General features: G+C 42.9%; 11 protein-coding genes, 1 other RNA gene and 1 pseudogene. 2 read left to right on the top strand and 11 right to left on the bottom strand.

The genetic code is table 11. From position 1 onward, the window contains the following. Window positions 1–44: 44 nt before the first annotated feature. A complete protein-coding gene (locus tag ACYX4W_RS08685; RefSeq protein WP_476075290.1) occupies window positions 45–2,687 on the bottom strand; it encodes a TonB-dependent receptor domain-containing protein in 2,643 nt (880 codons plus the stop codon). Window positions 2,688–3,184: 497 nt separating this feature from the next. After that, window positions 3,185–4,277 (bottom strand): annotated as a pseudogene (locus tag ACYX4W_RS08680) (tryptophan 2,3-dioxygenase family protein). 323 nt (window positions 4,278–4,600) lie between these two features. Here ACYX4W_RS08680 and ACYX4W_RS08675 point away from each other — a divergent pair. Then, a complete protein-coding gene (locus ACYX4W_RS08675; RefSeq protein WP_476075289.1) occupies window positions 4,601–4,906 on the top strand; it encodes a late competence development ComFB family protein in 306 nt (101 codons plus the stop codon). A 15-nt stretch (window positions 4,907–4,921) separates the two neighbouring features. Here ACYX4W_RS08675 and ffs read toward each other — a convergent pair. Then, window positions 4,922–5,018: signal recognition particle sRNA small type (gene ffs, locus ACYX4W_RS08670), an RNA gene on the bottom strand. Window positions 5,019–5,103: 85 nt separating this feature from the next. Beyond that, complete coding sequence (locus tag ACYX4W_RS08665; RefSeq protein ID WP_476075288.1) at window positions 5,104–6,162, bottom strand: Glu/Leu/Phe/Val dehydrogenase dimerization domain-containing protein; 1,059 nt, start codon at window positions 6,160–6,162, stop codon at window positions 5,104–5,106. A gap of 319 nt (window positions 6,163–6,481) precedes the next feature. On the opposite strand from ACYX4W_RS08665, the gene ACYX4W_RS08660 reads away from it, so the two are divergent. Then, complete coding sequence (locus ACYX4W_RS08660; protein WP_014948689.1) at window positions 6,482–6,949, top strand: Lrp/AsnC family transcriptional regulator; 468 nt, start codon at window positions 6,482–6,484, stop codon at window positions 6,947–6,949. Window positions 6,950–6,993: 44 nt separating this feature from the next. On the opposite strand, the gene maiA is transcribed toward ACYX4W_RS08660, so the two are convergent. The 7 genes from maiA to pspA all read right to left on the bottom strand — a co-directional run bounded on the left by maiA (window position 6,994) and on the right by pspA (window position 13,398). Then, window positions 6,994–7,647, bottom strand: a complete 654-nt coding sequence (maiA, locus tag ACYX4W_RS08655) for a maleylacetoacetate isomerase (protein ID WP_476075287.1) — start codon at window positions 7,645–7,647, stop codon at window positions 6,994–6,996. A gap of 174 nt (window positions 7,648–7,821) precedes the next feature. Continuing rightward, the gene (locus ACYX4W_RS08650) at window positions 7,822–8,832 is read right to left on the bottom strand and encodes a fumarylacetoacetate hydrolase family protein (RefSeq protein WP_476054709.1); all 1,011 of its coding nucleotides are present in this window, start codon (window positions 8,830–8,832) and stop codon (window positions 7,822–7,824) included. Window positions 8,833–9,180: 348 nt separating this feature from the next. Further along, window positions 9,181–10,737, bottom strand: coding sequence for a transcriptional regulator TyrR (tyrR, locus tag ACYX4W_RS08645; protein WP_474808129.1), 1,557 nt, complete (start codon window positions 10,735–10,737; stop codon window positions 9,181–9,183). Between the two features lie 214 nt (window positions 10,738–10,951). Further along, a complete protein-coding gene (phhA, locus tag ACYX4W_RS08640) occupies window positions 10,952–11,752 on the bottom strand; it encodes a phenylalanine 4-monooxygenase (protein ID WP_476075286.1) in 801 nt (266 codons plus the stop codon). Between the two features lie 203 nt (window positions 11,753–11,955). Continuing rightward, window positions 11,956–12,396: an envelope stress response membrane protein PspC gene (gene pspC / locus ACYX4W_RS08635; protein WP_476075285.1), complete on the bottom strand. Its 441-nt coding sequence runs from the start codon at window positions 12,394–12,396 to the stop codon at window positions 11,956–11,958. A 3-nt stretch (window positions 12,397–12,399) separates the two neighbouring features. Then, on the bottom strand, window positions 12,400–12,639 hold the full coding sequence (gene pspB / locus ACYX4W_RS08630; RefSeq protein ID WP_025254416.1) for an envelope stress response membrane protein PspB: 240 nt from the start codon (window positions 12,637–12,639) through the stop codon (window positions 12,400–12,402). A gap of 75 nt (window positions 12,640–12,714) precedes the next feature. Beyond that, window positions 12,715–13,398 (bottom strand): phage shock protein PspA, encoded by a 684-nt coding sequence (gene pspA, locus ACYX4W_RS08625; protein WP_474808134.1) that lies wholly within the window; start codon window positions 13,396–13,398, stop codon window positions 12,715–12,717. Window positions 13,399–13,614 lie beyond the last annotated feature (216 nt).

Below are 13,614 nucleotides of genomic sequence, written 5' to 3'. Positions count from 1 at the left end.
AAAAAAGGCCGATTGCTCGGCCTTTTTTAAACTAGATTCTATGCTTAGAAGCTAACTTGGTAGTTAAGACGGTAGTCACGACCAAAGTTGTTGTACAGGTCTTGGTTATCCCATGTACCGCTTGATGAGAATACTGGATCTTCATCAGTTACGTTGTTAACAGCTAGCGTGATTGAACCGTAGTCAGCCATATCGAACGTGTAAGTTACGTTATGGATTAACCAGCTATCAAGCTTACCGTTGATGTCGTATGGACCTACGATAGTTTCGCCGTCCGCATCTACAGGCGCTGTCTGGAATTCAGACGTGCTGTCTGTGTAAGTCATGTTCCAAGCAAGCGTATGCTCTTCAAAGCTCCAAACTGCAGTTGCAACTGACTTAAAGTCTGGGCTACCAGACCAACCAGCAATATCCTGAACGATGCCACCAACTTCCTGATCGTAAGAAAGTACAAAAGAGTTAACATTCTGGAAGCGGAAGTTACCAAATTCAGTTTCTAGGTTCGCATTAAGGGTGAAATCGATACCTTCAATTTCAAAACCTGCACCGTTGAAGTATGAAGTACCAGCTTCAACTAGAACACCAGATGCTGCACGCTTAAGGTAGAAAGTCTCGTCTGAGGTGTCTGTATCTACAGAAACCGCAGTGATTAGACCTGCTGCTTCGTCAGAAAGTAGATTCTGAAGCGATTTCGCTTGAATTACGTTGTCAATCGATAGATTGAAGTAGTCAAGTTTAACACTAACGTTATCGTTCACGTCATATGCAACACCAAAGTTTAGGTAATCAGACGTTTCAGCATCTAGGTCAGCGTTAGCTGTGTAATAAGTGTCGTACTGACGCTCAACAGTTGAACCGTTGTTATAGTCAATCGCATCTTCTGCAGAGAACGTACGAGCAGCGTTTAGAAGGTCAAGACCTGGTGCACGGAAAGACTCAGAGTATGAACCACGAAGTACTAGGCCATCAGCAACTTCCCAACGAGCAGACACTGCTGGTGACAGCTTGCTACCGAAGTCAGAGTAGTCATCGTAACGCGCTTTAATGTTTACTTCTACAGTATCAGATACTGGAAGAACAGATTCGAAGAAGATTGCTGTTACGTCACGGTCACCTTGAGATGAGTTACCTGCAGAACCACCGATTAGACCAGCTTCAGACTGACCGTCATAGATGTCAGCATAAGTTTGTTCAAAGAACTCAGCACCGAAGTAGTGAGCAACCATACCACCAGGTAGTTCGAACATGTCGAAACCGATACCCGCGTAGTATTGGTGGAAGCGTGAGCTAGACTCTTGAAGGGTTGTTGCTTTCATGTTTGCAACACCTTCGTCTGAACCTAGGTCGATACCGTTTTGTTCGTTATATGCAAGGCCTGAGTAAGAAAGGTAGTACTGACCAACTGATTTGTTATCAGCCATGTTAAAGTGGTAGTAAACTTCCCACTCAGCATTGTTCCAGTCTAGCATGCCGCGAAGACCAGTTGTGTAGTCTTGGTTGTAGTCGTCTACGTTACCGTCACGAGTACCGATACCAACCCAGCGGAATAGACCGTATGCACCGTCAACACCGTAAGGGTTGTGAGGGTTGTCAGCATCCATGTCAGTCCATGCAGCAGCAGGTGGAGCGTAACGACCAAATGATGAGTTTTGAACAACCATTGCTTGACCAAACCACTCAACATCTTCCATTACTTCGTAATCAGCACTTACATATAGTGTATTACGGTCAATTGATGCAGTGTTGTAAGATACGTTAGCGTACGCATACATACAGTACTCAGAACCTTCGCCCCAATCTTCATCAGCGTCTACACGGCGGAATGTATCTTCACCGTACTCAGAGATTAGGCTATCACAAAGAGGTGAAGCTTGAGTTTCTGCGAAGTCTGGAGACAATACAGTAGCACCGAAGTAAGACCAACCTACAGTATCAGCAGTGTATGCTTGGATATCGCCGTCGCCGTCGAAATCACCAATTTTTGCTTTGGTGTAGTCACGGTCTGCATCAGAAATACCTTCACGACGCTGGTGATCGAACGAGAATGTTACGTTACCTTTGTCGTTAGAAATACCACCAACTACTGAGAACTCAGCAGAAGTTGTACCTTCGTCCTGCTCACGCATACCTGCGCCGATATTGAAAGTCAGGCCTTCGAAGTTGTCTTTAAGAATGATGTTTACAACACCAGCCATTGCGTCAGAACCATAGATTGAAGAAGCACCTTCAGTCATGATATCGATACGCTCAACCGCAGCCATTGGGATAGCGTTAAGGTTTGCAGAAGCACCACCTAGTGTAGGTGAACCTGGGAAGCGACGACCGTTAAGAAGTACTAGCGTACGACGAGAACCAGCACCGCGAAGGTTGATAGTTGCTTGAGACTGTGCAGAACTACCTGAACGCTCTGAGAACGAGCCGAAAGAGTTCAGTGAGCTTGAGCGAAGCGCGTCAGCAACAGTAAAGTCACCTTCAAGTTTAATATCAGCGGCTGTAATAGATACAACAGGAGCAGCGCCTTCTAGGTCACTACGCTTGATGCGTGAACCTGTTACTTCGATTTTTTCAACAGCAACAGCTTCTTGCTCTTCTTGTGCATTAACAGCACCTGAGAATGAAAAAGCGGACGCAGCACCAAACGCGCACGCTAGCTTGACTGATTTAGCCAGCTTAGAATTTGTAAACATGTATTGTCTCCCTGGACTTGAAAATACGTTTTAGCATTTCAGCATCGTCTTTATAACGATTTATTATTAGTAAGGTTTGGACCTCATAAAGATAATAAACATAAGCTCAATTCAGGGTCAATAAGGATCAGATAAACGGTTCTGAAAAGTTCAATTTTTTTTTCGAGTCCATAAAGAAAGTTGTAACAAAATAGCTACAAAAACGAAATAAAGCCTTTTATTACAATTAGATAAAATGTAAAAAATGCACCCAATTTATTTCTGATTATTTTTCATACCGCCCACCCAAACTGGTTATTATTTAACCTTCAGAAGGTTAAATTTCGTACCAGAATTTAAAACCACAAGACAATTGAAAGGACACTTTATTTTTACTTAAAAACTTAAATTCAAATTTATTAGGCTAGACAACCCCAGATACTTCTTTTTACTTGGTCCCTACACGAACAGAAAAATGCTGAAGAAATTATAAGATAAAGTTAATGAATTAAGTTTGCTCATTGCTGTAAATAAAACCCCAAGTATTTACGCACCGCTTCAGGCAATTCAGGCAACGCACTTTTAGGTAATAAAAATGTTGCCATGTTGAAGAAATCTAGAAAGATACGATTGGACTCGGTGGTTTTCTTTAAATAGTGGTGACCAGAAGAGCCGCCCGTCCCTATTTTAGTACCTAGCATGCGCTGGACCATCATTGCATGCCGATAGCGCCATATCGTTAATTGTTCATCTACTTCAGTAAGTGCTATGATAAGTTGAAAAGGAAGATTGAATATCGGCTCTTCCGAGTATTGCTTAATAAATAAAGCTGAGAGCATGGCCTTATGGCTTAAACGAAACTTATCTTCACCTCGAAGTTTTTCAAATCTAGTTTCATCAAACAAGGCATCGAAGTTTTCTCTAGTGGCTTTTAGGTCTTTCAGACTCCTGACGCTTTTCTGTCTGCGACAACATATCACTAGTAGAAATAGTGCTATGATCATCTTTCAACATCTCGTCGGCAGCATTTTTATAGTATTGCCAAAAATCGAACCCTTCAGTTTTTAAAAGGGGCATGCGAGAAAGCCAATCATCGACCAATTCAAACAAGCTTGGTTTGCTTTCTAAACTTTCGAGCAGTGCTCGGTCCTTGTCAGTAAGCCGGTTATAAAAGCTTTGCTTGTCAAAATCGATCCTAAAATCACGTTTTAAGCCGAGAGAGATTTCTAAACGTTTGAATTGGATACTCTGAAAGCCCGAAGCGGGCACAAGATAATCTCGAAACGACAGAAATTGCTGCGGTGTCATGGTTTCCATGATGGCAATTTGGTCGTTCATAAGTTTTTGAATTTGTATGATTCGCTGCAGTCTGTGTACAACTAACGTTAACTGCTGATCTTTCACCGTTTCTTGGTTAAACGTATCAATAACGGCATTGAGTTCGTGAAGGACCTGTTTAAACCAAAGTTCGTAAACCTGATGTACGATAATGAACAACATCTCTTCGTGGGCCGCATCGCCGTATTTCTCACTTTGCAATTCTTGCGCGCCTAGTACCTTATCTAAATGCAAGTAATCGCCGTAGTAGCAGGGCTCTATATTTTTCTTCATTTTATTATTGCCTTATTACTGATTTGAACCGTGTAATACTAACACTGTCACCTCGACATCCCCAGAATACAAGCTATACATTATAAGGCGACATAGCTGAAGATAATGTCGTATCGCTGTGGGCGTAAACGAATGTATCCATTACAAGTGTAAAGGCTTTATCTGAGCTAGAGGTTTTAATTAAGCTAAGGGTTTCTTAAAAGCTCAAAGGCTTTCTTGATCTGGGGCTCTTTTAAGCTTAAGGCTACTTGTGTAACGTATTGCTTGCATACTATTCAAAACGCTAAAGCACGATGCTTACAAAAACTATAAGGGGAACGAAGGTGAAACTAGACGACGATATTCACAATTATTACGAGCACTTGGTCTTAGAAAGAATTAGCAAACTTGGTCTTGATACGACGAAAAGCCCCGATTATTTGGCAGATTTGTGCTGTCTTGCGCTCAATCAGGTGCCGCCGCGTTATATTCGATACGAAGTTGATATGGCATTTTACCTGCCGCAAAGTGAACGCAACCAAATGGAAATGAATGTTGAGCACGCGATTAGCAAAGCACTGAAATATTTAGACGAAGCAGATAAAAGTAAGAAAGAAAATACGGAAGAAGGTATAGAAGAAATAGAATAAGTGATTTGGGTGGCGGGCCTCCAGCCACATCCCGGCACATGAGTCGTCTGCTGCGGCTGCTCCCTTCCAGGCCTGACCGGGTTCACAGAGTATCATTGCGGGAGGACCAAAAGCCCACCATAGAAAATCGCATTCAAAGCAAAGTCATTCGCCCTGCCTGAGTGCGGGGCGCATTATGACTATTTGGCCAAGAGTTTTCAACCCTTTATAGAAAATCTCTCTTCAGCAATTACGTTTGCGACACGGTTAGTCGCCGCCCCCTCTTGCTCAGCGCGGGTATAAATTTCTTTCAGCGTTTCGCCAATTTGTTCAATATGTGCGCGTAATGCTTCGTTCGAACTCGATTCCATACGCTGATGGAAGATATCAATAACACCGCCTGCATTGATCACATAATCTGGCGCATACAATATGCCGCGCTGTTGAAGTAACTCACCAATGTCTTCGCGAGCAAGCTGGTTGTTTGCTGCGCCTGCAATCACTGTGGCTTTAATCGCCGGTAGCGTTTGGTCATTTATTGCAGCACCTAATGCACAAGGTGCAAGTACATCCACATCTAAACTTAAAATTTCCTCTGGCGCTACCGCAGTTGCGCCAAACTCGGCCACCGCTTTCTCTACGCCTTCAGGATAAATATCTGCCACGTAAAGTTTGGCGCCATGTTCATGTAAATGCCTAGCAAGACGATAGCCTACGTGCCCCATTCCTTGAATGGCCACACTGACCCCATCCAAGCTGCGCTTCAAGCCATACTCTACGGTAGCCTTCAAACCAACAAAAACACCATATGCCGTTGACGGTGCAGGGTTTCCATCGGGTACTTCACCCGCATAGTGATACTGAGCTTTAACACCCGCTATGTAATCAGACTCAGTTGCCATGGTTTGTAGATCAGTTACTGAAATCCCCGAGTCTTCAGCGGTGAAGTATTTTCCACCCAGTGACTCGACAAATTTACCCATCGCTTTCATCATTTCCGGCGATTTTGCTTTTCGAGGGTCACCGATTATTACCGACTTGCCACCGCCAAGTTCTAAATTTGCCATTGCAGCTTTATATGTCATCCCTTTAGATAGTCTCAATACGTCGGTCAACGCCTCACCACTGTTAACATAGGGCCACATCCTACAGCCGCCAAGGGCTGGGCCGAGGTTAGTGTTGTGTACAGCAATAATGGCACTCAGGCCCGCTTTTTCGTCGTGATAAAACGCAACGTGTTCGTGTTTATCGAACTCTGGGTGATCAAAAACTGACATATTTTCCCTATTAATACTGTGATGAGTTAAAACTTATCCAAGTCTGAGCTGTCACGAATTCTAAACGGCGCTCATTTGGAATGATGTGAGAGTCTGATAACGATTTGCGATACACTTATTGGCCTAGCGGCGGTACTGCAAAGATCATCGACATTTTGAAAAGTGTATCTGATAGTTCTGAGGACATGCCTTGCAAAGTTTGTTAATGAATTTTACAAACTGAAACGCAATAGAATTGAATACTATTTTTCTAGGATAGCTATCCTAGAATTTTTTTTGATATATAATAAACATCATAAAGACGACGGAAACAGTGTTAATGAAATTGGATAAGTTTGACCGTGAAATTTTGCGCGTGCTTCAGCAAGACGCCACGGTATCAATGGCAGATTTAAGTCAACGTGTTGGTTTGTCGCATACACCATGTTGGCGTCGCGTAAAGAGAATGGAAGCCGATGGAATTATCCTAGGTAAAGTTACTCTGCTAAACAGTAAGAAGCTTAATTTAGGTGTATCAGTTTTTATCTATGTCACGCTTAAAAACCATGACGGTGACTCGCTGACCGACTTTGAAAATGCGGTTCAAAATATTGATGAAATAGTAGAGTGCCACACCACAAGCGGTGAAAAAGACTATTTACTGAAAGTGATAGTAGAAAGTATTGAAGAATACGAATTTTTACTTAAAACGAAATTGACCCACCTTCCTCTTGTTGATCATTTAAGCTCTACATTTGCATTGAAACAGGTGAAAAACACCACCGAGCTACCAATAAAACGCCAATAGCAAAAAGTTATGGGGTCAGAGTCACGACTCTGACCCCATACCATTCAAACTGCGTCGGTTTGATTCTCAGGTCTCGCCTTTTCAAATGCATTCAGCTCATTACAGTTGTTCGCTATTTTACTGATTAGCGGATAGCGGGTCATATCCACGTTAAAGCGCTGTGCGTTATACACTTGCGGTACTAAACAGATATCAGCAAGGGTAACGTCGAAGTCGAAACAATACCTACCAGTTTGGGTTTGCAGGCGCTTTTCAATTCCATCAAACCCTAACGCGATCCAATGCGCAGCCCAATTAGCCACATCATCCTGAGAGGCCTCAAAATTACCTTGAAGTGCATTTAACACTCGAAGGTTGCCTATGGGTTGAATGTCACAGGCAATATCTTGCGCTAACGCTCTTACTCTAGCACGCTCTGTTAAGTGCTCTGGCACTAGCCTGTGCTCACTCTCGTATCTCTCATCGAGATATTCAATGATAGCTAGCGATTGATTAAGAATGATATCTTCGTCTTCATCAACAAAAGTGGGGACAAGGTGTGCAGGGTTCAGCCGTGAATACTCACCGCTATGCTGCTCCCCGCCGTTATTGACAAGATGCACTGGCACATACTCGTACTCAACACCTTTTAAATTAAGTGCAATTCGTGTTCGATACGTGGCGGTTGAACGCCAATAACCGTAAAGCTTGATGCTCATGGTAATACTCCATCAGTCAAACATGCAGCCGAGGAAAACGCTAATTGTTGCTATGCAACAACACTTTACCTTCTATTAATGATTGGACGAAACACAACGACCAGCATTACATATAAAAGCCTGTCAGTGAACAAAAAGCCGTTGCCCCTTTCGCCCCTTATCGATGCTTATTCTTTAGCTCAGCGGCTTTACCTGCTGCTCGATAGCACCGAATACTGATTTACCCTCTGTATCTAGCATCTCAATTCGAATACGGTCACCAAACTGCATGAAAGGCGTAGAAGGTTTGCCATCCCGTATCGTTTCAATCATACGTACTTCGGCAATACATGAATAACCTACCCCACCCTCAGAAATAGCCGAACCATAATCTGTACCTTGCTTATTTGACACTGTACCAGAGCCAATAATTGCGCCCGCGCCCAAGTTTCTGCTCTTCGCTGCATGTGCAACTAGCTGACCAAAATCGAAGGTCATATCTTGTCCCGCTTCGGGCTTGCCGAACAATTCTCCGTTATAGGTTGAACGTAGCGGCAGATGAACTTTATTATCTTTCCAAGCATCACCTAACTCGTCTGGAGTTACCGCAACTGGCGAGAAGCTAGAAGCAGGTTTAGACTGAAAGAAACCGAACCCTTTTGCTAGTTCACCAGGAATCAAGCCTCGAAGGGATACATCGTTAACCAGCATAATAAGGCGGATGCGCTCTGAAGCTTGCTCGGATGAACATGCCATCGGCACGTCATCGGTAACAACGGCGACTTCTCCCTCAAAATCAATGCCCCAGTCGTCACTTGGCAGAATAATGTCATCAAGAGGCCCAATAAAATCGTCTGAACCACCTTGATACATGAGTGGATCGGTCCAAAAACTTTCGGGCATTTCTGCATTTCGTGCCTTTCTTACCAATTCAACGTGGTTTACGTAAGCACTACCGTCAGCCCATTGATACGCACGTGGTAAAGGAGACTCGCAGCGAGAAGCGTCGAACGGAACGCTTTCACAGGTGTCGTCATTAAGTGCTTGGTATTTCATTTGAAGCTGAGGCGCTATCTCTTTCCAATTATCCAGTGCGTGCTGCATTGTTTTTGCAATGTCCTTTGCACTGCAAGCGCGAGAAAGATCTTTTGACACTACCATCAGGCAGCCATCGCGGGTTTCATTTTTATAGGTCGCTAGTTTCATTGTTCGTTCCTCGACATATCTCTTTTGCTTGGCCCATTTGCCTAAGCTCTCGATTTGTATAATTTGAAATGAGAGTAGTCTTAAAGCGCCAGCAGATTGTAAGCATTATGTGAATACTGTTATGCCACTAGTTGGTACAACTTGAGAAGTGTTTGAGCTACGAAGTTTTGTTTGGCTGTAAGAAAGGGTGTACGCACAAAGTTGTTAATCGGGAACGAAAGGCGCGGATAGTCTGCTCTGCAAGCAATGTAAATTAATCGTAACGGATGCGTAGGGTTACTAGAAAGGCTCAAACCCTATTGCCCTTTGCCATTATGCGTGAACCAAAGGGCAATACTTTTTAGTTTGTTATAGTTTAACAGTCGCTTTGTTGATGCCATACTCTCGCAACTTATTGGCGATGGCAGTATGGCTCAATCCTAGCTTTTTCGCTAATTGGCGTGTACTTGGATAGGAAGGGTATAAGCGCTTGAGCAGGTCCTTTTCAAACTTCTTCACTTCCTCATCTAGTGTTCCCTCGAAGTTCTCATCTATATAGGTAACACTAGGTGCACAGCTTGGCAGTTGAATATCTTCTTTGGTAATTTCTTTTCCATCTAGCAGTGATAGTGCACGGTAAAGGGCATTTTGAAGCTGTCTTACATTACCAGGCCATGGATACTGCTGAAGGAAATCTACGCAAGACTTGCTAAGTTTTGCGGGACGGCGACCCAGTTTAGTACTGTGCTGTACAATAAAAGATTCGGCTAGGGGTACTATATCCTGCCTTCTGTCTTTTAAAGACGGCATTACTAAACTCAACACGTTTAGGCGATAATACAGCTCTTTTCTAAATCGCCCCTCTTCCACCAGCTGACCTAAGTCTCGGCACGTAGTACAAATAAATCGCACGTCGACTTTAACCGGTTCCGAGTCTCCCACGCGTCTAAACTCACCGTCCTCTAAAACCCGAAGCAATTTGGCCTGAAGTTGTGAAGACATATCGGCGATTTCATCAAGTAAAAGCGTACCGCCTTTTGCCTGTTCTAATAGCCCCACCTTAGCGCTTGGCTGGTTAAACGAACCAGCAGCGTAACCAAACAACTCAGTCTCTGCCACACTGTCGGGTAGCGATGCGCAATTAAGCGCTAAAAACGCCCCTTCACTGCGGCGGCTCGACTGATGACATGCTCTGGCAATCATCTCTTTACCCGTACCTGTCTCGCCGAAAATTAAAATAGGTGCGTCTAAATCTGCTATGCGCTTGGCTTCGTGAACCACTCGCTTCATAAAAGGTGACTGAGCAATAAAGCGGTCGAAACTGTCAGTTGGCGATTGGTGGAAAGCAGTAAACTGCTGGCCAAGGCGCATTTCCGATTTCAATATAACAACGGCGCCTGCCATAATCATATTTTGTTCACCATCTGGTACGGTGATAGGCAGCATATCGGCAAGATAATCCTGCTGAATAAACTTCACTTTTGAAGACTGTGGGCCTGGTGACTTTCCATCCATCCATTTAGTAAAGTTAAACCCCTTAACAATTTCACTAACTTCGGTACCGATGATTTCAGTGCTTGGCATTTCAAGCCCTGCGCTCACCGCTTCGTTACACAATAAAATATTGCCTTTTGCATCTATAGAGAAAACGGGATCAGGTAATGTTCTTAAAATCGCAGAGAGTTGGTTTTTCTCTCGCTCTCCCGGCATGAATAAAGTTGTTTTAACATCATCGATACCGTCGATGCGACGTATCTGAGGCATAAGATGCTGAAAATCAGCAAACTCAATGTTGGGAAAATTGAGGAAAATTTTACCTGCGGGATCAATTTCAATACCACGCAAATCTATTTCTTTGGTAACGAGGATATCTAAAACATCTTGAGTGATACCAAGACGGTCCTGACAGCTTATTTCTAGACGCATAGGGTGTTATAGCTTTATTGTAAACATATATGTACAGGATATCACACTTTTACAAAAAGATAACAAGATAAATGTTACAGAACTTTAAAATTGCGATAAGCAGCTTAGTTTGAGGCACAAACTACACAAGGACAAAGGACTAAACCCCAGAGACAAAAAAATGCCGCTTCGATGAGCGGCATCCTATATAAAACACATTTAATTAACAATAGCGTTAGCTGGCTTTTTTCTCTTTCGGTGGGAAAAGTGGGGAAAACAACCCTAACGATTTTGCTTTTTCCACGAGTGCCATGATGTCCATTTCTGCTAATTCGAACAAATGGTCGAATTCCGGCAGGATATAATAAAGAGGCTGCATAATATCGATACGATAAGGTGTTCGCAAAGCGTCGATAGCAGTTAGTGGATTGCGTAACGGTGTGTCGCTGTCTAACGCATAAATAGTTTCGCCCGGTGAGGACAAGATACCCCCGCCATATATTTTTAATTCATTCTTAGCACGCACTAGTCCGAATTCTACCGTGAACCAATAAAGGCGCGCTAAGTAAACTCGGTCTTCCTTACTGGCCGCTAGGCCCAACTTACCATATGTATGGGTAAAATGAGCAAAAGCTGGATTTGTTAAAAGCGGACAGTGTCCAAATACCTCATGAAAAATATCGGGCTCTTGAAGATAATCAAACTCTTCTCGAGTACGAATAAAAGTAGCGACAGGAAATTGCTTGTTTGCCAACAACCTAAAAAATTCACCAAAATTTATTAGCGCAGGCACTTCAGCAGTTTGCCACCCCGTTTTCTCCATCAGAACTTTATTGATGTCTGGCAACTGAGGAATTTCTTTTTCGTTCAATTTCAACAAATCAAGCCCGTCCAAATATTCTTGGCAAGCTCTTTCTTTTACCAGTGGAATTTGTCTCGCATAAAGCTCCGACCAAATTTGGTTTTCTTCATCTGACCAATGAATAATGCCATTTTCATCAGATTCTCTCGACTGGTATTGCGTTGATTTTGGCATAACTTCTGTAACCAATAGGTGTGAAATAACTTACCTTTTAGTCTAATGAAATTCACGGCGCCGAAAAGTGGATGACCTCATGACAACTTCATATTTGCTGTAACAGGAATTTTACATAGGCAACTAAAGCGCTTGATTTAGATAATAAAAAACCGCCCATTGCGAGCGGCTTTCTTTTAGATTCTTGTGAGCTGTAAGGCCAGCTATAGACGGCTAATTTCTTTATTTAGCTGATATTCACGAGACGTCACATAGGTTTCCATTTTACGTAGACGAACTTCTGCTTTTTCAAAGCGATTGCGAATATCGTGAAACGCCTGTTTCGGTGGCTCTCCAGCCTGCCAAACTTTGGTTTTCACCTCAACTTTAGGGCTTTTTACCTGTCCAGCGTTTGGATTCGTCCAGCCTTTACCTTTTGAAAAAACCGGTGTTGTAGGCTTATCATCAAGGCCAGCAGGCTTCTTATCTAAAATGAACCAAGCGGCTATGTAGGCGACAAAGATAAACGGACCTGCAAGTAGAAAGAAACCGGTAACGACTAAGATTCTCACTAACCAGGTTTCCAACCCAAAGTATTCGGCTATACCTGAACACACACCTGCAATGCGTGCATTTTCGGGGTTGCGATAGAGACTGCTTACCATTTCTCATGCTCTATTCCTCCACTCTGGCGCCTCACTATCTAGAATGGCCTCTAATGTTTCAATACGCTCACTCATTTTTTCTGCCTTTTCAGCAAGATCTTGTAAAGAGGCGTGCTCCTCAACACTCAATCCTTGATTGACCTGCTTTTTGCTTCGATAGTGTAAAATTAGCCAAATGGGAGCAACAAATATTGAGAACACCACAAGGGGCATAACCAACACTGCAATTGTACCTTCGTCCATCTCAATGTCTCCTACAAACTCTGATGTAACTACCCTCTTCACGGTTTTCCATCAAGAGGGTATACCTTATTTTTATTATTCTGATTTTTCAGTGCTTTTATTTGCACCTTTTACCTTGGCTTTAAGCGCAGCTAGTTCATCTTCCACTTTGTCACTGGCTTCTAGCTCTGCAAACTCATCTTGCAGCGTCTTTTTACCCAAATCATAAGCTTCCACCTGTGATTCAAGGTCATCGATTTTACGCTCGTATTGCTCAAAGCGCCCCATTGCATTATCTACTTTCGTACTATCTAGTGTCTTTTTGACTTCTAGACGAGAGCTTGCGGTTTTCTGACGCATAATAATGGCTTTCTGACGGCTCTTAGCATCGGCAAGCTTTTCTTGAAGCTGACCAATTTCATCCTGAAGCTTGCTGATTTGTTCTTCAACAACGGCCAATTCTTTACTTAGCGCTTCAGCAGCTTCTGCAGACTTTTTCTTTTCTTGCAGCGCAGCGCGCGCCAAGTCTTCTCTATCTTTGCTTAACGCAAGTTCTGCTTTTGCTTCCCAATCATTTGCATCGCTTTCATACTTTGCAATTTGATTAGCAATTTCCTTTTTATTAGCTAGCGTCTTTGCAGATGCAGAGCGCACCTCAACCAACGTGTCTTCCATTTCCTGAATGATTAATCTAACCATTTTCTCAGGATCTTCGGCTTTGTCTAAAATCGCATTAATATTCGAATTCACAATATCTGTAAAACGCGAGAAGATACCCATAATAATTACCTCTTGCTAAAATGGTAAGTGTTAGAAAACACCACACTTGATAAATAGGTTACTCTTGGTATAGGTAGCATTCAATATACTTGCCAACTTTATTCAGATGCTAACCTATTATTTTATATACATTTTCCATGCGCTCAAATAATGCTCGTTTATCAATATCTTTTGTTCTACACTATTAATTGGTCGAAATGACTAATTTTTGAGGGA

The organism is Alteromonas sp. ABH4_454 (assembly GCF_056311775.1).
This window is presented reverse-complemented; position numbering and strand designations above follow the sequence as displayed.